Source organism: Pseudoalteromonas sp. SG45-3, from assembly GCF_014164075.1.
Taxonomy (GTDB): domain Bacteria; phylum Pseudomonadota; class Gammaproteobacteria; order Enterobacterales; family Alteromonadaceae; genus Pseudoalteromonas; species Pseudoalteromonas distincta.
The window spans coordinates 212,369-234,985 of sequence record NZ_JACJEN010000006.1; the positions used below are offsets into that span (position 1 = coordinate 212,369).

Here is a 22,617-nt window from a genome sequence, read left to right on the forward strand (position 1 = left end):
TTTATTTACCAATTAAAAGACGATCGGTCTAAAAGGATATCCTATGAATAACCCAATTAAAGCCATTGTTATTAATAAAGAAGATAATAACTACAGCGCCTCATTATCGACTATCGAAAGCAGTGATTTACCAAACGAAAACGTTTCTATCGACGTGCTATACAGCACACTTAACTATAAAGATGGTTTAGCAATTACGGGTAAAGGCCCTGTTGTACGCAGTTTTCCTATGGTGCCAGGTATCGATTTAGTGGGTACGGTTACAAATTCCACCAGCGATGAATTTAAAAATGGCGATAACGTAATATTAAATGGCTTTGGTGTAGGCGAAAAACATTGGGGCGGGCTTGCTCAAAAAGCGGCACTTAATAGCGATTGGCTAATCCCCTTGCCTGCAGGTATTTCTCCAAAACAAGCGATGCAAATAGGTACAGCCGGTTATACCGCTATGCTAAGTGTTATAGCTCTTGAAAAACAAGGAATAAACCCTGAATCTGGCGAAATACTTGTAACAGGTGCCAATGGTGGCGTAGGCAGCTTTGCTATTTATTTATTAAACCAGCTTGGCTACAACGTAACAGCAGCTACGGGTCGATTAGATCAAAGTGAATATTTAAAAGAGTTAGGTGCTAAACAGGTAATTGACAGAAACGAGCTTTCAAATCCTGGTAAGCCTTTGCAAAAAGAGCGCTTTGCAGCGGCAATAGATTCAGTAGGTAGCCATACACTTGCTAATATTTGTGCATCATTAAAGTATGGGGGTGTAGTAACCGCCTGCGGACTTGCCCAAGGCATGGATTTACCTGCCTCAGTTGCCCCATTTATATTACGTGGTGTGTCACTAATAGGCATTGATAGCGTAATGCGCCCTAAAGCCGACAGAATTGAAGCGTGGGATCGTTTAGCAAAATTAGTAAACGCTGATTACTTAGATAAAATTTCGACAGAAATATCACTAGAACACGTAATTGATAACGCAGAGCGACTAATGCAAGGCAAAATTCGCGGTCGTGTTGTAGTTAATTGTCAAAGTTAAGCTATTTACTCTGTTAAAGCCTCGTTATTAAATTTATAATGCAATTTGTATTTTAATAACGAGGCAACACCGATGAGCAACCAAGAACTTTTCAGTAATAATCCACTGCAAGGCGTTAAATTAGAACAAGTGGTTGAAGAGCTGGTTGAACAATACGGGTGGGAGCTCCTACACGCTTATTTACAACTTAACTGCTTTAAAAACAATCCTGATATAAAGTCAGCGGTTAAATTTTTACGTAAAACACAATGGGCACAAGAAAAAGTAGATAACTTTTACCTTTATCGCCTAAAAAACTTACCTAGACCTGATGATGTGCAATACGAATTACCGCCACGTGATCGCGTGATCCCAGCTGATCATAAACCTGGTGAGCCATGTGAGTTAAGTTTTAGTGATGCAAAACGTATTATGGAAAAAAAAGCATCAAAGCAACGTGCTCGCGATCGTAAACAACGCTCTAATTCTAGTAACCCTTGGGGTAACTAAACACGCTAATTTAATTTTGTAGAGCTATTTTAAATGGCTCTACAACTCTCTTTTATTAATTTTTATTACATCCACACCATATAGCTAACAAATAGAAATCAATACCCTCGGTTTTTCCAAAAATCTGTTTCAGTACGCTCTACCTCTAATGCCACCTTAAAAGTTTTATCAGCAATAATTTTTCCATTTAGCTCAATCGTCATACGCCAATCACCCAACTTATTCTCTATTGGTAACCAAAGCGTGTCGCCTAAATAAAAGTTCCAATCACTGTTTTTAACGTATACGTCGCCTTCAAAGGGGTCCATTACATCACCGTCACTGTCTGGAATATCTGGATGGTATATACAATAGTGAAGCTTTTCGCCTTTACCCTTTTTAATATTTACGATTAAGCCAAACTCAACATCTACCTCAGCTATTACATTTGTTGTAAATTGCTCTATTTGTGGCAATGCTTTACTTTCGCTATCCCACTTAGAGTAAATACCGTGACTTTGTAACGTCACTACAGGTTTTGTTTTAGCCATTAAGGTAACCTTTTATATTAGCTATTTTTGCATTAGTTTAACTTTTGAAATTTTAAAATAAAACACAATCCAATAAAGTTAAATCTCAACTTAGCTTTAATACTTCGTTTATTTACATCATTGCTAATTTGTCATCATTGTTTACACATTATTTGCACAATTGCTGATTATTGTTTGAGTAACTTAATTGATCAGGTAAGCAGCAATGAAACTACACGCACTTAATAATAATCGAAATAGGGTAAATGCTATAAAACTAAGCACCTTGGCTCTAGTTGTTTTATCGTTAGTTGCTTGCGGAGGTGTAGAAGGCATAGTTGATACCTCAACAACTACAGATTCATCATCAACCACCTCAGATAACGGTACAGGTACGAGTAGCTCAACCCAAGGCGTGTTTTGTGAATATAGTTACAGTGACTATAACGAGTCAGAATCAGTACAAGCCACCAGCGTGGCAGATTGGTCATGCACAGGAACTACACGCGACTTAGTCGCTAATGGCATACCTGATCACGAAGTAGGTACATTCCCTAATGCCGATAACCCAAATACTATTTCTGAACAATCAGTAAATGAAAGCTACACACTTGAGCCTGTAGAAACAACACAAGCAACCATGCTTGGTGGCCCTCGTGGAATGATAGGTGTTGTACTTAACGGCATTAAAATAGACGCCGGCACAGGCGGAAGTTGCGATGATTCAGGCACCGATTGTGATTTAGGCGACAACAGCGGTAATTGGAATATAGAAGCTTTAAGCCAAGACACGTTTAGTTTTGGAACAGACGACAACAATGCACACGTACAACCCGATGGCACATATCACTATCATGGTATGCCAGAAGGCTTTGTAGCAATGCGAGGTGGCAATAGCTCCACTATGACTCTAATAGGCTGGGCAGCAGACGGCTTTCCTATTTATGCACGTTACGGCTATTCAGACTCAAATGATGCAACTTCAGCGCTAACCGTAATGACCGGTAGCTACCAACACATAACATCTTTAAGCGCAAACCGCCCTTCTACCGATATATACCCATTAGGTACATTTGCACAAGATTGGGAATACGTAGCAGGCTCTGGTGATTTAGATGAATGTAATGGCCGCGTTGGCGTAACACCTGAGTTTCCTCAAGGGATATACCACTACTACGCAACAGACACTTATCCGTTTTTTCAACGCTGCGTTAAAGGCGAAGTTTAATTAGGAGTAAGTTATGCCTTATATGAAAAATTATCTGTTAAGTGTGCCAACATTGGGCTTATTGAGCACATCAACATTAGCAAATGCGCATTTAATGGTTGCAGATCACGGTACGCTGAATTTTGTTGATGATAACGTGTTTATTGTGCTTTCAATCCCTATGTCGGCTTTTAAAGGGATTGATGAAAACAAGGATGGCAAAGTGTCAATAATTGAGTTTAACACTCATAAAAAACTAATAACTAAGCGAGTTAAAAAAAACGTTTATTTAGCGGATCATCAGTATAAATTTACTATTGACGGACTTTTGCTAAACCCAGAAGCGTCACATAAACATAAAAGCAACAACATAGATCAAGTAACCATTACTGGGCGCTACTCTTTGCCAAGTAAACTAACCAAAGTTAACTTTAACGTTAAGCTATTTAGTAACAATGAGCACAAGCAGCATTATCAAATAACAGCAACTAATAAAACGCAAAAACTTACTCATCAATTTGAGCTATCACCAACGTCGCCCTTTAGTAAGGTGTTTTAATAATTAGTAATACTTACCAAATAATTAAGTAGCAAAGAGTACAATTTGAACAAACTTGTGCTCTTTTTTTTATCTTTGTCTTTTTATGCAGCTCTCTTTATTTAAGGGTTCTTTCTATAAAGATACAAGCTTGGGATTTTTAGGAAAGTAATGCTCTTGTTGCTGCTCACGTAAACTAAACTCACGGGTGTTTTTATATGGGAGTTTCATAAAGCCCGCAACACCAACATCAGTAATATTTACCGCATATTGCATAAGTTTATTTAGTAAACGTTTAAACTCAACTTCTTTGGTCGAATCGAGTAATCGGTAGTAATGGTGAATTTTCATTCTGTCCGGCAGTGCTTCAAAAATAATACACCCGGTATGATGAATTTGGTTAAGCTCAAATACGCACTTAATAACTTTTTTAGGTAGCTGTAGTTGCTCGTCAGGGTCTTTACCGTCTTCAAAGTATGAATGCGGGCGGGTTATGTCGTTTGCTTTCATACTTACTACTTCGTATTCAAGCTCTGGTAGGCTATCAAACTTAAATGCCCCCGTGCCATCTCGCTCTAGTTGAATAGTTTTACGGGCATCAAACAAACAGCACTTAAATAGCCCTTTTTGATTAATCGCTTGCGCAAGCATCACTGTGTTATTAATCGCATCACTAAACGCATCACCCAATGATTCGTCATGCATAATTAAAGATGATTCAACAAACATTGACTCATCCTTCCAATGAAAACTAAGCCCACCTACTACAGGGTACTTAGCTAATCGGCTTATTGATGCCAAAAATGCTTTTTCGGTATCGCCTGTATCAAACAAAAACTCTTTGTAATAACGGTCAAGTTGCGCGTCGTTTATATCTAGTAATTGTTGATTCTGATCAGCCTGGCGTAAAAATTGTTTTCGTGAGCTATAAACAACCGTGTCGGGCTGCTCGTCGTTGCCATACCAAAAAGGGATATCTGCTTTTTTTGGTTTTTTAGCAAACTCAGGTAAATACGCTTTCGCCATAGTTGTAATGTTACGCATAAAGTAATCACCAGCACCGTCACGTATGGCCTTACTTTTTGACAGCATGCCATCAATCACCTTAGCCAGTTCTTTGGGGAGCCCTAAGCTGCTTGCAGGGATAGCTTGTGCACCAAAGCGACATGACTGCGCCGACGCTAGCGCATACAACGTAGCGGCTACACCTTGCTCGTCAAATCGTGGGGATGATTGCTCCCCCGACATTTGCGCTTCACCAATAAAGTACACATCGCCCATACGCGCATTCGTTGTACTTAAATCGCCCGACATTAAATCCATAAAGTTACTCGCAACAGGATTACCATCACTATCTAACTGTGCATACACAGAGCTGCCCCAATCCACTAACGAAAGCGCATCAGTGTTTGCATCCCATACAAGGTTTGAAGGCTTTATATCGCCATGCACTATAGGTTGTGGGCTAATGCCATTTTTATGACTGCGTAAATCAACCAGTACATTACGAAGCCTAACCGCGAGCGCCATTATTTGCGCGGCACTAAAGCGCCCTGTTTTAAGCGATACTTTTTCAAGGTCCTCTCCAATGGCGCGTGCCATCATTAAAATCCCTTGTTTTTTAATACGTTCAAAAGCATAAAAGGTAGGCACTAAGGGGTTATTAATTTGCGAAAGCATATACGCTTCGTCTTCTAGGCGGTCACGCACACTTTGAGCAAGAGTAATACGCGAAAACTTAAATACCCAAGGTAAGCCGTTATCGTCATCTCCTGCAAACACAAAGCCAAAAGCACCCGAGCCAATCATTTCAACGTTTTTATAGCCCAACACTGTTAACTGCTTAATACAAATATTAAGCCACTGACGGTGCTTTTTAGCATCGCGGTGCGAAAGCAAATAAACAGATTGCTCTTCGTTAATGTAAAAATTGCGGATTTCTTTGGCTTTCAATACGGGCTCTCTATTTTGTTAGTGTTATGTAGTCATTTAAAGCACTCGATTATTAGTTTTATGTAATAAGATTACAATAGCGTGCGGCGTAGTTTTTAAGTTACCCATCTTTACTCACCCCTAAATAATTACAAATAACCAACAAATGTTGCATCCAATAAATTATCTAAACCGTATTTAACATAGCTGCATTAATAACAAATACATTAGATAGGGATTTTAGTCATGAGAACATTAGCAATTTTAGCGCTAGGCACTTTGTATAGTGGTTATAGCTATGCAAACATAGAAAAGTTAACCGTTTATGGTCACAGAGATGGGCTAATTGGTGAGTCAATCAGCGCATCTAGCGGTATTATTGGTCAAGGTGAAATTCAGCAGCGCCCAATGTTAAGAAGCGCCGAAATGTTAGAGTTAATCCCAGGTATGGCGGTCACTCAACATAGCGGCTCTGGTAAAGCTAATCAGTACTTTATTAGGGGGTTTAATTTAGATCACGGCACCGACTTTGCCACCAGCATAGATGGAATGCCAATTAATATGCGCAGCCATGGCCACGGACAAGGTTACACCGACCTAAACTTTATAATCCCTGAGTCTATTTCAACTATTAACTATCAAAAAGGCTCATATAGCGCAACCCAAGGTGACTTTTCAACCGCTGGTAGTGCTCAATTTCAACTTGCTGATAACCTAAAACATCACCAAGTTGAACTCAGTATAGGAGAAGATAATTATAGACGCGCTGTTGTACTGGGATCTACTAACATTGCAACAGGTAAGCTCATTGCAGCGGCAGAATGGCAAGGCTATGACGGCCCATGGGATAATATAAACGAAGATGTAAATAAAAAGAATGCCCTACTGCGCTATGTTGGTAAAGCTTTTGATGGTGACTTATCAATAAGTGCCATGGCATACGACAATACATGGAATTCAGCAGATCAAATTCCACAGCGCGCTATATCACAAAATTTAATTACTCAATTAGGCTCTCTTGACACCACACTTGGCGGTAGCTCTAGCCGTTATAGCTTATCGAGTAACTGGCAGGGCGAGCATATAAAAGCCAGCGCTTATGTAATTAATTACGATTTAAACCTGTATTCAAACTTTAGTTATTTTTTAAATGATCCTATTAATGGCGATCAGTTTAATCAGCAAGATAGTCGAAATATCTATGGAACAGATATAAGCTACCAGTTTGAAACCAAAACATCAGATATAAACATACAACATACCGCAGGTATTGAGCTTCGCCACGACGACATAGATAACGTAGGGCTTTATAACACACAAGCAAGAGAGCGACTTAGTACGGTTAGGCAAGATGAACTAAAGCAAACTAGCTACTCAAGCTTTTGGGAGTCTAAACTTTTACTTACTCCAAAACTTGAAGCAACCGTTGGCGTTAGGTACGACTATTTTGATACAAACGTGACTAGTATTACCGCCGTAAATTCAGGAAAAGCAAAGGATGATTTAGTAAGTTTTAAAGGGAGTTTAAATTACCGTTTTACAAATTTAGTAGCTGCATATGCTAATTGGGGACAATCTTTTCATTCAAATGATGCGCGCGGATCTACTATTAATATTGACCCTGTTACCGGTGAGCAAGCAGAGCAAGTTGACTTATTAGTTAAAAGTGAAGGCGCTGAAATAGGCGTCCGATTTGCTGATGAGCAAAAGTTTAATCTATCAGCTGCACTTTGGTGGCTAACACTCGACTCAGAGCTTTTATTTGTTGGCGATGCGGGTAACACAGAACCAAGTGATGCATCTAAACGTTACGGATTAGAAATAAGCGCTTATTATTGGATTAACGACAGCTTTAGTATCGACGCAGAAACCTCGTTCACGCATTCACGTTTAGATATTAATGACAATAATCATTATATAGAAGGTGCTGTTCCTGTTGTTGCAAGTACAGGTTTAAATTGGCACTTAAGTGAGCAATGGCAGTCATCAGTTAGAGTTCGCCATATTGGCAAACGTACATTAACTAGCGATGGTGACGAGCGTTCGGAGCCTTTAACAGTAGTAAATAGCGCAATTAGCTATGAGCAGACTCACTGGAAAGTAAACTTTGAATTTCTTAACTTATTTAATAGCACCGACCACGATATAGATTACTATTATGCATCGCGTTTACCTGGCGAATCAGCACAAGGCGTTGAAGATAACCACTTTCATCCAATAGAGCCACGAACAGCTCGATTAAGTGTAAGTTTATTATTTTAGTATTCATTGAGATTTACAGTGGCACTGTATATAAAAACAGTGCCACTGTAAAACATACCCTTAGCCAATAAGTATCTTAGTAATTAATCCGATGCCTCAACAAGCTGGCTGATGTTACTCAACAATGCGAAGTTGATTTATTGAGTTAACAGCAACATGTGTTTGATAGTAATATTTATTGGTTTTTCTGCCTTTACTTAAAAAATCGATAGTTACCCGCTTCGCTTCACCTGTTACTTCAATTGTTTTACCTCTAAAAAATGTGTTGGCTGATTGTCCGTATTTTTCGGTGAGTTTAGCAGCTACTTTTGAATCAATTGAAATTGTAATAGCACGTCGATCACGATAGTCAGCTTCGGTATTTAAAAATACGTCACCGTACTGAGAGCCTGCAGTTTTAATATAAAACTGAAATGTACCGCTAACACCTTTTGGCGCGCTCTGCTCCGAAAGAGCTATTAAATTCATATTAGCAATAGTGCCTTCGCCAAGCGCCGGTAAGTGTTGTACAGAGCTGCAAGCACTAAGTGTTAATACACTTAAAAGAGTAAGGTATTTTAAGATATAACATCCTTTTTTATAAGTAGATGTTAATAGTAACATTTATATATTTTAAGTTTCTATAAAAGAAACAAATTTAGCCCAATTAAGGGCTAAATTAGTTATATTTTAAAAGTATTCGTTATGGGGCATTTCGCTGCGATGGATTTGATTTAAAGCTTTTTAGCATCTGCTCAGGATCTTCAACGCCACTCTGATTTTTAGCCGCTTGCGCCCACCAAACCAATTGCCCAAAAGTACGGTGAAAATAATTAAACCACGATGACTGCTCTTCACCAACTTGCACAGATCCATTATCATTAAATACTTCTTGTGCTTTTGGTACGTGGATCATTGCTGATACAGGTAAGCAGCCAAGCTCTGATAAAAACGAGCGCATACTTATTGCCGCTCTGAGTCCACCCCACTGCCCAGCAGAATAAGTAACAATAGCACTGGGTTTGTACGAAAAGAGTGAGCTACCAAAGTGATTAAGTAAGTCAGCGAGAGCTGGGCTCATACTGTGATTATATTCAGGGCTAACCATTACATATCCATCAGCCGCTTTAATTTTATCAGCTAAAGTATTTAGCATTGAAGGCGCCTTACCTTGAGCATAGGCAAAATGTGGTTTAAAAACTTGCTCACTTGGGTAATCAAGTGCATCTATAAGCTCAAACTCATGTTCGGAGAATTGCTCGTTTAAGCACTCCATGCAGGCTTTAGACACTCTCTCACCTAAGCGAGCAGGTTTTGGTGGCGTGCTGTTGCGCACTGTCCCTAAAAACACTAAAAACTTCATATGTAACCCTCATATGTATTGAATAACAGCTAAACACTAACACTTTTAGCTATTGTGTATTACACATATCCGTTTTTTATTAATTTAAAACACTAATAATTAAATTTAAAACTGCGCTTTAGCAACCACACACTGTTAAAGGTTTTTTATCATGTGCTTATTTTGTCGTTCTCCATACTTTTTGCACATTTAGCCAGTAATATGCCACAGTATAAGTACACCAAAACCTATACTGAAAAGGATACAAGTAATGGGCTCAAATAATTACAGCGCGTTTGCAATCATTGTTACCGCAACAGTTTTAACTCTAAGTGGCTGCGACGACTCACCAACTAATAAAAATACTAAGCAAGTCAGTAGCTCTCTTAGTGAAGTACAAAAAACGAATCAAACAATAAATTTATCTATGTTTAAAAAAGGGGCCTTTTTATCTGAGCCTAACATTGTTGATTGCGAAACGGCGCAAGGAACTAAAACTAAGTGTCATGAGTTAATTACATCAGGCGCACCTGCAGGTAGAGAGCCGGGTCCATTTTGCCCGCGCACATCGACCGATGGCGCTGATGTAACTGGCAGTTGGTTTAGTAAAGAAGGTACTGGTGATTTAGTTGATTTAACAGGCCAATTTGTCCTAAAGCTTGATGAATACTACGGCGATGAAAAGTGGGTACTTTATGACACTAAAACAAATGAAATTAGATATACAGCTACAAAAAAGTCTTGCGCTGGTGCAGCTCGCCCTGATGTTGAAGAGCAATATAAACAAAATTGTATTGAGTGTGAACTTTCGTATTTAGAAGATAATTTTTCATTAACGTATTTAATTCCTGTTACACCTATTCCAGCATCTGATACTGGCCGATTAAGAACAGTAGGTATAGCACTAGACGGTACTGAGCTATCAGGGCCTGCTCCAATTAATGCAATTTTAGAGAGCTATACCATTGCGGCATTTGATGATTGTGGTGGCCATATAAATTTACACCAAGGTTATCACTATCACTCTACCACTGGTTGTACTGACTCAGCTGCTACAGAAGGTGGACATGCACCTCTTATAGGTTATGCAATAGACGGTTATGGTATTTATGCAATGCGTGATACAAGCGGTAAAGAAGAGTCACTTGATGAATGCCGAGGTAATACAGATGAAGTAAGGGGTTATCACTACCACGCAGCCAGTCCTAGTGAAAATATGTTTATAGGGTGCCTACATGGAGAATCAGTTAGGCCTGCAGGTGGGCCACCAGGTGATCACAACGGTCCACCGCCAGGCCATGATCTTGAAAAACATTAAAAAGGAGTTGTTATGTTTATAAAAAGTAGTTGTTTAAGCGTGTTTGGTATGGCTTTACTTGCAGCACCCACATTTTTAAATGCTCATGCAGGGCCGTTAAATGGTGTTGCAGTTAAAGCTTGCGCAGATAAAGTAAAATCTCAATCATGTAAATACGAAGGCGGCCATAACGATTTATATATTGGCAGCTGCCAGTATATGGCTGATGATTTAATGTGTGTACGAAGCCAGCCGATTCAAAAAATTGATAATGGAATTTCCGCCCCTATAAAAAGCCACACTCACGAAAAAGAAAAGAGTGATTTAAAAACCAACTTTAATAAAGCTATGTAAATTTAGGGCTAATTTTTATTGATAAACTCTTAATAAGCAGCACAACCATTTTATTGTGCTGCTAACTTTTAACGATATAGATAGCTCAGACCAATACCACTCCAAAACACGTTTTTTAAGGTTTGATCACCCACAAAACGCTCAGCGTTTTTATTAATTGCCATGGTGTAGCTAGTATATGCGTATACTTCAAGTTGCTTAATAACTTGATACGACACGTTAGCTGTAAGCTTAAGGTTGTTAATACCATTATGGCCATCACTTACATAACCTGCATTAAACCCTAGCCCCGTTTGAAAATCGATATTAACAGCTTCATTTATCTCGTAGCCTTTGTTTATCGCAAGCTCTATAAATGTGCCTTGAGAATCAAACGAATAATATGCGCTGCTAGTGAGCTGAAATTTATTATCGTAAAAATACGAAAAATCTAAGCTAACCTCATTGTCGTGAGCATTAGAGGTGTTTTCACGCGATCTTAAATGGTTGTAACCAATAAACATATCAACGGTATTAAATAACTGAGTTGCGTAAATAGCATTTAAGTTAAACTCGGTATAATCGCTATCAACACCCGTTGCAACCCACGGAATAATAGCTATTTCATTATAATTGAATTCAGTTGCGATTGAGGCAATACCTTATACCCGCTAAGTTGTCACGGCCCTCACTTACATATCGGCTTTCCCAAAGTGGATGCACATGAAAATCAAAACCGTCATCAACATAAGCTGTACTTGCCTCATCTAGCTTAATATTTCCGCCAACACCTAATTCAGGCTCAAGTGCATGAACGTCTTGGGCCTGCACTTTAGCTAAAAGAGATGCACAAATAAGAGCTGCAAGCAAAGTACTCAATAACGTTTTATTCATTTATAGATACCTAAAGCCAAAATATATGCGCGTAAAAAATAGTCGCACATAGTATTTCGCAATATAAAAATAAGCTATCAGTATTTAATAATTTGAATTTAAAAGATCAGGAAATCTAGCATTCATACATTTTTTATTCGCCACAATTTAAGGGTACCAAATAAGTAAAATGACCCATAAATGCAGCAGATTATCGAGCTTATAATCCAAAATTGAATAGAATTCTGATGAACGATTTGGCTTGAAGTTAAAAAAGGAATGATTAAACCCGCAATACCTCGTATTAAATACACTGCGGTTATTAATACGAGTGCAGTTTTTAAAAATGGCAGTTTTAAAATGGCGCCTGCACCAGAGAGCGCATAAAAGCCCCAAATAGCAATAATAACTGAAATAGCTAAAGTTACATAAGTAGGATACATACTGCCCTGCTCTGCCATTTGAGCCATTTGCTCACCAGCACCCAAAAGGCGATACCAATCAGGCCCTCCAAAAACACAGGCTACATGTAAAAGTGATGCTATAAAGCTTAAAATGCCTGCTGTAAATAACGTATTGTTATTCATGTAATTATAATTTAATGACTCATGTAGGCAACAAAGCCAATTAATAGCACGTAAAAGCTAAACCCGAGCACACAAATTAAATAAACATTTTTAGTTTTATTCGCCTTAAACGATACGTAATCGGTAATATCGCTTTTAAACTTACCAAAGGTAACTATTTTTAAAATAGTACAACCTGTTGAGTAAATTAAAAAACCTAAAATAGTCTCTACCATTAACCAAATAAACAGATCAAATGCAAAACTCATAACGTTCATCCAATAAACACTGTAAAAATAGCCTATCAAATATTTATTCGATTACAAACTTATTACTATCATTAAGGTGTAACAGTAAATTTCGTTAAACCTATTAACTGACCTGATTCGGTGACTACTTTTACTTGCCACTTACCAACAGAGTCTTTAGGAAAGTTTACTTTGTGTGTCCACGCTCTATAACCTAGTTCTCTCCCACCGTTTATATTTAACGTGATCCGATCAACTTCTTTTTTATTATGAAGCCACACATGAAATATTTTTTCGTTTAAGCCTCTCGGTGCTTTAACAGCAGTCCAACTATATAAACCTTGATGGTGCAGCGTATAAGAATCTAACTGTTTAATACTCCCTACTGGCTTTTTATGCTGTAAATCAACTTCATGAGCTAATGTAATATCGGTTAATCGCAGCGCTGCAGGAGGCACATAGCTTCTTAATTGCCACACTGCTGTGCTTAAAGCGCATAAAATCAATACAAGAATAGGAAAACGCCACCAGCGAGCATTAGGCATTAAATTGTTTAAACTCGGAAGAGTAACCACTACAGCAGTTACAAGTGCGGCACCTAAACTTTGGCTCGTTGTAAGGTTTAACAAAATAGGTAACGTAACAAGCAAAACAACAAATAAAGCAAAGTTATGAAACACGCTAAATAGCGTGCGGTTTCTAGCAAGTTTTTTATAATAAAAGGGATCGATAACCGATATAACTGCACACAAAGCAATAAGGGAAGTAAAAATTGCTTGAGGATGATCCCACTGCGTAACAGCTAAAAAAAATGGCAACGCAAAAAATAGGCTTTCTTGCTGCACCATTTGTAGCGCAAAACGCATTACATTAGGAGATACAGCCACACCAAACTTTTCTTCTACTTTATCACGCAGCCAATTATCAATAATTAGCCACAACCAACTAATAAGTAAAAATATTGCAATAAATTGCGAAAAAGACTCTTTTCTATCTACAAGTACAAAGCTAGCAACGCCCGACAAAAACGCCAACACAGCCAATAATCCAGGCCGCTTTTGCATCGCGCTTATAAATTTAGCGATTATATTTTTACAGTAATCCATGTATGAGTGTTTCCGTACGAGTACGTACTTTATTATTTTTATTCAGAGTATGATTAGTTTAACCAAGTTTAAATGAACAACAGATAGATGAATGGATTTAAACGCCCCATTTAACAGTACATCAAACTAACCATTTTAATTAAATAAAAGCCCGGCATAGCGCGTCATTGGTACGTTTATTAATTTTTGTAACGCGTGAGCCTTAGCAAGTAATTCATCCTCACTAAGTGCAGGCATTCTATTGTTAAAAGCGAGCACAATTTTATTACCGCCTTCAATAATAAAACTAAGAATCTTTCCTGCAAATTCTTTCTCAAGTAGTTGATCAAACGCTTCCCTCTGCCCAATTTTGGTATGGCAAATATTAAGTACTAAAACACCATCAAAAGTGAGCGCATTTTTACAATCGCGTAAGTAGGATGATTGCACCTGATCTGACTCCATCCCATCTGAGCTATATAAATCAGAAAAAATAACATCCGTTTTTATCTGCGTGTTTTTCATGTAGTTTGCCGCATCATCAATATGAATAAACAAACGTTCTGACACGGGAACTTCAAAATATTTTATAGCCATATCAGCAACGGCTTTACGATATTCAACGGTATGTATAGTCAGCGCGGGAAACGCATGATAAAGACTTTTTGCGATAGAGCCCGCCCCAAGTCCCATTATCATCGCGGTTTTTAAATGCGGAATAAAAAAAAGCGCAGCCATCATAGCTTGCGTATAAGCTAAGCTTAACCCATTAATATTATTTAATTTAATACAGCTTTGATAAATTTTTCCGTCAAAGCTGAGAATAAGACTCTTTTTTGTTTGATATACATAAACAGGGCCATGCTCATCAATAGTTGATGCAATACAAGTGCCTTTGATATCCACGAATACTCAATAGGTGAGGTGATGAAAAACGAGTATAACTTACTTAACGTACTGCCATGGCTATTAATATGATTTATAGCCTTTTATTAATTTACAGGCATTTATATACGTACTCAGAAAAGTCTTTTTATCTTTTGAGATTAGATTAGCTAAGGTATCTACTTATATAGCTAGCTGGAACTTACCCGTGATGACATTTATTATAAACAGCGACGCAATACGCTAAAAACAAACTAATATACTGATATAGCTACAAAAAAACTCTTTGAATATTCCTCATGTTCAACATGAATAAAGTACACACCAACACCAAAGAAGTCTAAACGGCTAAACATCCATACTTTATTTTTATCGATATATGCCTTTTTTTCGTCAATTACTACGTAATCGCATCTAACAATAATGTGTAATGAATATGACTCATGTTTTATGTGAAATTAAACCGTTTTTCTTCATATGCCAATCCACGTATAAATTACTCATCCCTTAGTGCTAAACACTATTACTAACAACTTAAAGCCGCTGAACAAAACCAGCTAAGTAAGTTGCAAGGCTAATAAAGCGCAGAGCATCAATTAGGTTTAAATTATAAAATTGGATATAAACACGATGAAAAAAGATTTTACATTTAATATTAAGAGCGTTTCACTCGACGAAAATTATCATCCATCAACTAATACGCGTATCACAACCAACTTTGCTAATTTAGCCAGAGGTGAATACCGCAAAGCAAACTTGCGTAACGCCTTAAACATGATTAACAACCGTTTTAATGCCCTAGCCCACTGGGATAACACCAAAGGTGAGCGTTATGCTGTAGAGCTTGAAATTGTCTCTGTTGAGATAGGTATTGAAGACGGCGGCGAAAGCTTCCCATCAATCGAAATATTAAAAACAAATATTGTTGATCATAAAACTAATAAGCGCATTGAAGGCATTGTAGGAAACAACTTTTCATCGTATGTGCGTGACTACGACTTTAGCGTACTCCTACAAGAGCACAATAAAGGCAAGCCTCAATTTAGTATTCCTGATGACTTTGGGGTTTTACATGGCAAACTATTTCAGTCATTCGTAAATTCGGATACATACAAACAAAACTTTAAAAAACCACCTGTTATATGCCTAAGTGTGTCAGATAACAAAACCTACAACCGCACTGAAAACCAACACCCGGTACTTGGCGTTGAATACGAACCAAATGAATCGTCTTTAACTGAGCAATACTTCAAAAAAATGGGCTTACAGGTACGTTATTTTATGCCACCAAATAGTGCCGCGCCTTTAGCATTGTTTTTCTTTGGTGATTTACTTAATGATTACAGCAATCTTGAGCTTATAAGCACCATTAGTACGATGGAAACGTTTCAAAAAATCTACAGACCAGAGATTTATAATGCCAACGCAACAGCGGGTAAATCATATAAACCAAACTTAAAAAACTTGGATCACTCACTAACGCAAATTGTGTATGACCGAGAAGAGCGCGGCAAGTTAGCCAGTGAGCAAGGCAAGTTTGCGCAAGAGCATTTTATCAAGCCGTACCAAACGGTCCTTGAGCAATTCTCTACTCGCTATCTGTCATAACAACTAATAGTAACAACCAGTAATAACGCGCTTAACGCTACGTTTAATAATTAACTAAAATATACGGCATTATTTATTATGAAAAACTTACTACCTACATCTACCGCTGGCAGTTTACCTAAGCCTTTATGGCTTGCAGAGCCAGAAACACTTTGGTCACCTTGGAAATTACAAGGTGATGAATTAACTCAAGGCAAACACGACGCCCTACGCTTGTCATTATTCGACCAACAACAAGCAGGCATTGATATTGTTAGCGATGGTGAGCAAACAAGGCAACACTTTGTAACTACATTTATAGAGCACCTAAATGGCGTTGACTTTGAAAAACGTAAAACAGTAAAAATTCGTGACCGATACGATGCAAGCGTACCCACTGTTGTTGGCCCTGTGAGCCGCCAAAAGTCAGTGTTTGTTGAAGACGCTAAATTTTTACGCAAGCAAACCAAGCAACCAATAAAATGGGCATTACCAGGCCCAATGACCATGATTGACACGCTTTACGACGATCATTATAAAAGCCGCGAAAAACTAGCGTGGGAATTTGCCATAATTCTCAATCAAGAAGCAAAAGAGTTAGAAGCTGCAGGCGTTGATATCATCCAATTTGATGAGCCCGCGTTTAACGTATTTTTTGATGAAGTAAACGACTGGGGAATTGCCTGTTTAGAGCGCGCAATTGAAGGGCTTAAATGCGAAACCGCCGTGCATATTTGCTATGGCTACGGCATTAAAGCAAATACAGATTGGAAAAAAACACTAGGATCTGAATGGCGACAGTACGAAGAAGCATTTCCTAAGCTTCAGCAATCTAATATCGATATTATCTCACTAGAGTGCCATAACTCGCATGTACCAATGGATTTACTAGAACTCATTCGCGGTAAAAAAGTAATGGTAGGCGCAATTGATGTAGCAAATCACACTATCGAAACGCCAGAGGAAGTAGCTAATACGCTGCGTAAAGCACTGCAATTTGTAGATGCCGACAAACTCTACCCGTGTACAAACTGCGGTATGGCTCCACTACCTCACCATATAGCTAACGGCAAATTAAATGCCTTGAGCGCTGGAGCTGAAATTATAAGAAAAGAACTAAATAAGTAAAATAGGGTTTAAATCTACATACGCCCTAAGATGAATCAACTTACCTAGCGGCATTGAAAAGTAAGAGATCACCACTGTTAAAACTTGCGGTGGGAAGTGAGCTTTAGAGCTTGCTGTCCACCTCAGAGGTGTTGTTAGGTATACACTGCTCGAAAGAGAACAATACCTGTAATTATGATCAAAGAACAATATATAAACTGCTCAGCTAAGTATATTAATAATCTACTTTTTACAGAACACTTAAACATATAAGACTCTTTGTAAATTAAGCCATAAATTAGCAATATAAACCATGCTAAAAAGAATATAGATATTAATACGAGTTTTGCAAACGGCTGAATTAGGATCTCACTAATTGCCAACCCACAAAGTAAGAATACAACGATTAAGAAAGTAGACTCAAAAATAGTTTTGAATTTTTCTTTAAGGATCAACACCAAACTCAATACTTCCTTGTATACCTAACAAGCCTATAGATTAACTCGTTTTTTATTTGTTTTTGTTGATAAAAAACCATAGCTGACTTCCTATTTTGGTTCAATCTATTAGTGTTTTTCATGAAATTTAGGATGGGTGCCTAGTTTATTTTGTTTATTTTTTGCTCACCATAATGAGCTACTGTTCATATATTGTAAATTTTAGTTTTCATCTTGTAATTCTAGGTCTGTTATCGTTACGGATGTCTCACCGTAATTCTTAGCTCTTACTCTCATTAACTCCTTTAACCTGGTTATTTCTCTAGCTGAAAGTCTGAACTTTCCACCTGTGTTCGCGTCTTTAGTGACTTTATCGGTCAACGCATAATTTCTTGACATTCCTATTGATGCTGCTGAGTTAGTAGATATGCCCCCACCAAAGACTCTTTTACTTCCAAATAGATCAGCAATTGCCCAATTATTTATAATGGGCTCAATTTTATCCGACTTATTTATTATTTCTTGGGTTGTTTTATCAGCAAATTGCAACAGATGAAGTTTGAGGTCATTGCTAAAATTAGGAAAATAATCAGCATTTCTCGCATAATAACTTGAGACCTCTAAACTATTTAGAGAATCAATTTTTGTACCTCTATTCGAATTGACAAAATCTGTTGCATTATTTTTTAATAGCTTATATACATTTTTACCTGAAAAGGCTTTTTTATTGATATTTGGGCTGCCGATATACCCTTGATATAATCCATAAATAATTAAAGGTTCTTTACTATAGTTTTTATCTAAAATCCCATACTGTATGTCACTGAGACTCAACTGAAGACTACCAATATTTACTAGCTTTTTATCCAATAGTGAGTCAGGACCAGTTAATATTTTTTCTAAACTAACTATTGGATACCGCTTAACAATTTCGTTAATTAAAGTAATGTTATAAAGATTAAGCCAATAGGCCAATTGCTCTTGTTTTGAATATAAATTAAGGTTGTTTTTCTCGGGCAATGATTCTAAATATTTTTTAACATCATTGACTAAACTTTTTTGTTTAGGAGATTTTATCAACTCATATGTGAATCTGTTACTTTCATTATGGGTAGCACTGGAGAAAACATTTCTTAACCTAGTACCTATCGGAGGTTTGTCAAGTTTAGCATTTATTCTTCTGGATGGTCCCATATCAAGAACATTCGATTCTAATAATATGTTCACAGGTTCAAAGTTTATTGTTAACTTAGATTTAGGTGAATAACCGCTAAATTGAGGGTAGGCTTTATCCTCAGCGTGAAGATATTTTGGGGCGCTTAAAAGCAACAACAAACAACTAAACTTGATCAATAAACTAACTAATTTAAATAAACTCATAAAAAATCCTTATTTTGAGTAGAATAGCCCACATACTTCATGAGCAACATAACGAGTCTGTAGATTAACTCGTTTTTTATTTATTTTTATTGATAAACAAACCATAGCTGAGTTCCTATTTTGGTTCAATCGATTACTGTATTTTATGCAGAATATAAAGTGGGAATTTGGTGTTGTTTTAATTGGCGTTTTGGAAAGGGTTGCGGCTGGTTGAGTAGCTTTAATTTAGGGTAAAAGGGCCTCCCTTTCTCAATGCATCGTCTTTTGCAACTGTATTTTATGAACAAGGCAATACAGTTTCCACACAATAAAGTAAAGGCATTCATTTTCATCTGACCTCGTAAGGTCAGTTTGTTCATCCCTTTATTCACGATAATATTTCGCTTTTTACTTAAAGGAAAGCCGGTTCTATACAGCCGAGTCGTTTGCCATTATTTAATAAACAGCTATCGTAGCCCGATTGGGCTGTCTATTTTTACTTTCATTTTGTCTACATAGCTCAGCTTTTTGCGTGATTCATTATTTATAATAATGCACTCTTCATACTGTTTTTGTTGGCTTTTTTCCTAATGATTAGGATAGGTGTCATCCTAATCATTATTTTCCTCAAAGTGATGAGGAGGTGTCCACTAAAACGGGTCAGGAGCATTGTCCTTGTTTAACAGCTTGTTATAACTAATTACCACTTCTAAGCTGTTCTTTTAAGTTAAGGTTTTCATTTTTCAATATTTCAACTTGCTGCTTGTAAGATGCAACTTCACTCTTTAAGCTAGAAACATCAGACTGTATCTCATCTAGTTTTTCTACAATTTCTATGGAACGTGCATTCCCCAAAAAGAGAACAATTAACGCTATTACGAATAACGTGCCACCAGTTAACTTTACTTTTGATTCCATCCACTACAGCTCCTTTGATTATAACGAGCCTGTAGATTAACTCGCTTTTAAATTTGTTTTTTATTGATAAACAAACCATAGCTGAGTTCCTATTTTGGTTCAATTGATTACTGTATTTTTACGCAAAATATAGAAGTGTTTGATATTGTTTTAATTGGCGTTTTGGAAGGGATTTCGGGTGTTTGAGTGGCTTTTATTTAGAGTAAAAGGGCTTACCCTTCTTAATGCATCGTGTTTTGCAACTTTTCTATTTTATGAACAAGGCAATACAGTTGCCACACAATAAAGTAAAGGCATTCGTTTTCATCTGACCTCGTAAGGTCAGTTTGTTCACCCCTTTATTCACTGTAATGTTCCGCTTTTTATTTAAAGGAAAGCCGGTTCGATACAGCCGAGTCGTTTGCCATTATTTAATCGAGAAAGTGGAGCCTATCAGAGTAAACGAATGATACGAGGTGGACGGCAAAAAATTAGAACCGCAATGCATATGGTAATGATGTCAGCTATCCAATGTAACCCTAAATTTAAAGCTATTTATCATCGGCTAGCCGCGGCAGGGAAATCTAAAAAAGTGGCTATTATTGCCTGTATAAGAAAGCTTATAGTAATCATTAATTCTCTGGTGAGAAATGGTGTCATGTGGGATCCTAAAATGGTTTAAAATTAGGAATTGACACCATAGTCACTTATGTGGAGTCCCATTTATCAACAACTATTTTAACTAAATAAATTCGCTTTCTTATGTACGAGTTCTAAATGAGGCGCTACCTCGACTCCAAGATAATTTCGCGTGTTAGAACACTCTTCTTGTTAACGAGCTTTTCGCTCTTGTGACTATACTGTGTCGTCTAACATGTTGTTAATTTAGCTAAAGCTGATGTTTGATTTTTTTATAATAAAACAGCTTTATATTCTGTTTTATTATTGATTAAAGAAAAAGCGGTTCTAACCGTTTTATTGGCTAATGCGACTGCTGCACACTTTTTCCCTCGTCGTTCTATTAACGCTTTAAGCCAGCGCTCTTTACTTGTTTTTGGCTCTCGCTTAACAACTTGTTGGATGACAGCCATTGCACCTGTAATCAGTAAACTACGTAATGTTGTATTTCGACGCCGACTTATTCTACCTAAACTTAATTTACCACCAGAGCTGTGCTGAGTCGGTGTCAAACCTATACAAGCAGCGGCATCTTTGCCCGCTTTAAACCTGGCTAATTCACCCGACGACAAATTAATAAAAAGATGAATGGCATTTAAAATCCCAACCCCTTCTAGGCGCATTAGTTTTTTACAGCTTGGTGTTTCATCAACCCATTTAGCCAATGCTAAATCATAGGTCGCGATTGCTTCAGTTAACGTTAAATATAAATCCAATGATACTTTAAGCATTTTTCTAAATGCATCACAAAAACCATTCTCGGCATCTTCCAATGTATCTTGGATTGTACCTACAAACTGACTTATTGAGCGACCACTGCTTATATTAAATTCACGCAGTAAACCTGTGAGTTGATTTTTAAGCGCTACTTTTTGTTTAACACTGTGCTCTCTCAATTTGAGCATTGATTGCGCTTGCTGTTCATTAATTGATTTTGCAGTAATAAAGTGAACATCTGGTAACAGCGATGCTTGTAAAACAGCCAAAGCATCATTTTTATCTGTTTTTTGACTTTGACGAACAGACATAACTAATCGCGCAGATATTAGTAAGGAATTATGACCAAGTGAAGTTGCAAATTGATGCCAATAATTAGCACTCGCACAGGCCTCAAAAATAATCGTTGAAGAACTAAGCGATACCAAGTACTCACTAAATTGTTGCAGTGTCATCTCATTATTTGAGTGCACTTTATTATTTGTAGAACTACAAACTTGTATTAATTTATGAGCTAAATCGACACCAATTCTTAACTTATTCATAATTGAACTCCGAAAAATAATTTCTACTTAAGTGTAGAAGTTGGGAGTCCAATTATCTTGTTATATACCATCTTCTTCTGCGGCACGTTGCTTTATTTTTGGTAATTGTATTTGAAAAGTTATATACACAATTACTAAAGGGAAAAAGCCAACCCAAGTTAAGTCATGGAATACCCAAAAATATGTAAACCAAGTTTGAATACCAATTAAAGTAAACAATTTCAGTAACCGAGGAAAAAGTAAAAGACTCCCCATACCTAAAACAGGAAAAGCGAATATACAATTCCCAGCCAGTGATTGCAGAAAATACCCAAAGCTTTCAGGAAACTCTAGACCAACAACAAATTTAGAATAAATGAGATCTGTGTAAAAAGGCAATAAGCCTAACAAAAGAAAATACGTTGAGAATTTTTCATCCTTTTTTATTTTATTATGTTGGCGGTTTCTCTCCGCTAATTTTTCGAGCGCATCCATTGCTGGAGATTCCTTTGCATTTAACACCCATTTAAGGGGCTGATAATAGTTTGCTAAAATGTGTAGCGAAGCGAAACTGAGCAAACTGTTAGCAGTCCCGCTTTAAATTCTTGTATGGATAATAAACCCATAAATTAATTAATATTTATACCAGGTTCGGGTAATGTGAGACCCAGGCTTTAGCAGCAACTAAAGCTTTCCTTGTCGTAGTTCGATTAAGCGATGGCTCCTCTAT

23 protein-coding genes and 1 pseudogene are annotated in these 22,617 nt (G+C 37.3%); 10 read left to right on the forward strand and 14 right to left on the reverse strand.

Features of this window, described 5'->3' with window-relative positions; translation table 11 throughout:
* The first annotated feature begins 43 nt into the window (after positions 1 to 43).
* A complete protein-coding gene (locus H5126_RS09885; protein WP_182721184.1) occupies positions 44 to 1,036 on the forward strand; it encodes an MDR family oxidoreductase in 993 nt (330 codons plus the stop codon).
* Positions 1,037 to 1,108: 72 nt separating this feature from the next.
* Positions 1,109 to 1,525, forward strand: coding sequence for a VF530 family DNA-binding protein (locus H5126_RS09890; RefSeq protein WP_002960902.1), 417 nt, complete (start codon positions 1,109 to 1,111; stop codon positions 1,523 to 1,525).
* Positions 1,526 to 1,623: 98 nt separating this feature from the next.
* Here H5126_RS09890 and H5126_RS09895 read toward each other — a convergent pair whose 3' ends face one another.
* Positions 1,624 to 2,055: a DUF3859 domain-containing protein gene (locus tag H5126_RS09895; RefSeq protein ID WP_138489047.1), complete on the reverse strand. Its 432-nt coding sequence runs from the start codon at positions 2,053 to 2,055 to the stop codon at positions 1,624 to 1,626.
* Positions 2,056 to 2,260: 205 nt separating this feature from the next.
* Here H5126_RS09895 and H5126_RS09900 point away from each other — a divergent pair, with 205 nt between their 5' ends.
* Entirely contained in the window at positions 2,261 to 3,262 is a 1,002-nt protein-coding gene (locus H5126_RS09900; RefSeq protein WP_182721185.1) for a YHYH protein, read from the forward strand.
* Between the two features lie 13 nt (positions 3,263 to 3,275).
* On the forward strand, positions 3,276 to 3,800 hold the full coding sequence (locus tag H5126_RS09905) for a hypothetical protein (protein ID WP_182721186.1): 525 nt from the start codon (positions 3,276 to 3,278) through the stop codon (positions 3,798 to 3,800).
* Positions 3,801 to 3,914: 114 nt separating this feature from the next.
* Here H5126_RS09905 and H5126_RS09910 read toward each other — a convergent pair whose 3' ends face one another.
* A complete protein-coding gene (locus H5126_RS09910; RefSeq protein WP_182721187.1) occupies positions 3,915 to 5,732 on the reverse strand; it encodes a protein kinase domain-containing protein in 1,818 nt (605 codons plus the stop codon).
* Positions 5,733 to 5,957: 225 nt separating this feature from the next.
* Between H5126_RS09910 and H5126_RS09915 the strand changes: the two genes are divergently transcribed.
* On the forward strand, positions 5,958 to 7,973 hold the full coding sequence (locus tag H5126_RS09915) for a TonB-dependent receptor (protein ID WP_182721188.1): 2,016 nt from the start codon (positions 5,958 to 5,960) through the stop codon (positions 7,971 to 7,973).
* A 114-nt stretch (positions 7,974 to 8,087) separates the two neighbouring features.
* Here H5126_RS09915 and H5126_RS09920 read toward each other — a convergent pair whose 3' ends face one another.
* Positions 8,088 to 8,576 (reverse strand): hypothetical protein, encoded by a 489-nt coding sequence (locus H5126_RS09920; protein WP_182721189.1) that lies wholly within the window; start codon positions 8,574 to 8,576, stop codon positions 8,088 to 8,090.
* A 79-nt stretch (positions 8,577 to 8,655) separates the two neighbouring features.
* Positions 8,656 to 9,315: an NADPH-dependent FMN reductase gene (locus H5126_RS09925; protein WP_024599084.1), complete on the reverse strand. Its 660-nt coding sequence runs from the start codon at positions 9,313 to 9,315 to the stop codon at positions 8,656 to 8,658.
* A gap of 250 nt (positions 9,316 to 9,565) precedes the next feature.
* Here H5126_RS09925 and H5126_RS09930 point away from each other — a divergent pair, with 250 nt between their 5' ends.
* Both H5126_RS09930 and H5126_RS09935 read left to right on the forward strand, forming a co-directional pair.
* Positions 9,566 to 10,612 carry a YHYH protein gene (locus tag H5126_RS09930; protein ID WP_182721190.1) on the forward strand — a complete coding sequence of 349 codons (1,047 nt, stop codon included), beginning with the start codon at positions 9,566 to 9,568 and terminating at the stop codon, positions 10,610 to 10,612.
* A 12-nt stretch (positions 10,613 to 10,624) separates the two neighbouring features.
* On the forward strand, positions 10,625 to 10,945 hold the full coding sequence (locus H5126_RS09935) for a hypothetical protein (RefSeq protein ID WP_182721191.1): 321 nt from the start codon (positions 10,625 to 10,627) through the stop codon (positions 10,943 to 10,945).
* Between the two features lie 68 nt (positions 10,946 to 11,013).
* Here the strand turns inward: H5126_RS09935 and H5126_RS09940 are convergent, their stop codons facing one another.
* The 6 genes from H5126_RS09940 to H5126_RS09965 all read right to left on the reverse strand — a co-directional run bounded on the left by H5126_RS09940 (position 11,014) and on the right by H5126_RS09965 (position 14,602).
* Positions 11,014 to 11,448: a hypothetical protein gene (locus tag H5126_RS09940; protein WP_182721192.1), complete on the reverse strand. Its 435-nt coding sequence runs from the start codon at positions 11,446 to 11,448 to the stop codon at positions 11,014 to 11,016.
* A gap of 115 nt (positions 11,449 to 11,563) precedes the next feature.
* Positions 11,564 to 11,818, reverse strand: a complete 255-nt coding sequence (locus tag H5126_RS09945) for a hypothetical protein (protein WP_182721193.1) — start codon at positions 11,816 to 11,818, stop codon at positions 11,564 to 11,566.
* Between the two features lie 122 nt (positions 11,819 to 11,940).
* Positions 11,941 to 12,384, reverse strand: coding sequence for a hypothetical protein (locus tag H5126_RS09950; protein WP_182721194.1), 444 nt, complete (start codon positions 12,382 to 12,384; stop codon positions 11,941 to 11,943).
* Positions 12,385 to 12,395: 11 nt separating this feature from the next.
* Positions 12,396 to 12,632, reverse strand: a complete 237-nt coding sequence (locus H5126_RS09955; protein ID WP_182721195.1) for a hypothetical protein — start codon at positions 12,630 to 12,632, stop codon at positions 12,396 to 12,398.
* Between the two features lie 71 nt (positions 12,633 to 12,703).
* Positions 12,704 to 13,717 (reverse strand): DUF5924 family protein, encoded by a 1,014-nt coding sequence (locus tag H5126_RS09960; RefSeq protein ID WP_182715458.1) that lies wholly within the window; start codon positions 13,715 to 13,717, stop codon positions 12,704 to 12,706.
* Between the two features lie 135 nt (positions 13,718 to 13,852).
* Positions 13,853 to 14,602 carry a spermidine synthase gene (locus H5126_RS09965; protein ID WP_182721196.1) on the reverse strand — a complete coding sequence of 250 codons (750 nt, stop codon included), beginning with the start codon at positions 14,600 to 14,602 and terminating at the stop codon, positions 13,853 to 13,855.
* 609 nt (positions 14,603 to 15,211) lie between these two features.
* On the opposite strand from H5126_RS09965, the gene H5126_RS09970 reads away from it, so the two are divergent.
* The gene (locus tag H5126_RS09970) at positions 15,212 to 16,189 is read left to right on the forward strand and encodes a DUF1852 domain-containing protein (protein WP_182675839.1); all 978 of its coding nucleotides are present in this window, start codon (positions 15,212 to 15,214) and stop codon (positions 16,187 to 16,189) included.
* A 78-nt stretch (positions 16,190 to 16,267) separates the two neighbouring features.
* Positions 16,268 to 17,296 carry a methionine synthase gene (locus tag H5126_RS09975; protein WP_182675838.1) on the forward strand — a complete coding sequence of 343 codons (1,029 nt, stop codon included), beginning with the start codon at positions 16,268 to 16,270 and terminating at the stop codon, positions 17,294 to 17,296.
* 638 nt (positions 17,297 to 17,934) lie between these two features.
* Here the strand turns inward: H5126_RS09975 and H5126_RS09980 are convergent.
* The gene (locus tag H5126_RS09980) at positions 17,935 to 19,092 is read right to left on the reverse strand and encodes a DUF547 domain-containing protein (protein WP_182715454.1); all 1,158 of its coding nucleotides are present in this window, start codon (positions 19,090 to 19,092) and stop codon (positions 17,935 to 17,937) included.
* 675 nt (positions 19,093 to 19,767) lie between these two features.
* Positions 19,768 to 19,989 carry a hypothetical protein gene (locus H5126_RS09985; RefSeq protein WP_002961860.1) on the reverse strand — a complete coding sequence of 74 codons (222 nt, stop codon included), beginning with the start codon at positions 19,987 to 19,989 and terminating at the stop codon, positions 19,768 to 19,770.
* A gap of 412 nt (positions 19,990 to 20,401) precedes the next feature.
* On the opposite strand from H5126_RS09985, the pseudogene H5126_RS09990 reads away from it, so the two are divergent.
* Positions 20,402 to 20,650: pseudogene (locus H5126_RS09990) on the forward strand (transposase); the annotation flags it as partial.
* Positions 20,651 to 20,879: 229 nt separating this feature from the next.
* On the opposite strand, the gene H5126_RS09995 reads toward H5126_RS09990, so the two are convergent.
* Together H5126_RS09995 and H5126_RS10000 are read right to left on the reverse strand one after the other, a co-directional pair.
* Positions 20,880 to 21,908, reverse strand: a complete 1,029-nt coding sequence (locus H5126_RS09995; RefSeq protein ID WP_182716927.1) for an IS110 family transposase — start codon at positions 21,906 to 21,908, stop codon at positions 20,880 to 20,882.
* Positions 21,909 to 21,968: 60 nt separating this feature from the next.
* The gene (locus tag H5126_RS10000) at positions 21,969 to 22,382 is read right to left on the reverse strand and encodes a hypothetical protein (protein ID WP_182716931.1); all 414 of its coding nucleotides are present in this window, start codon (positions 22,380 to 22,382) and stop codon (positions 21,969 to 21,971) included.
* Between the last annotated feature and the right edge of the window lie 235 nt (positions 22,383 to 22,617).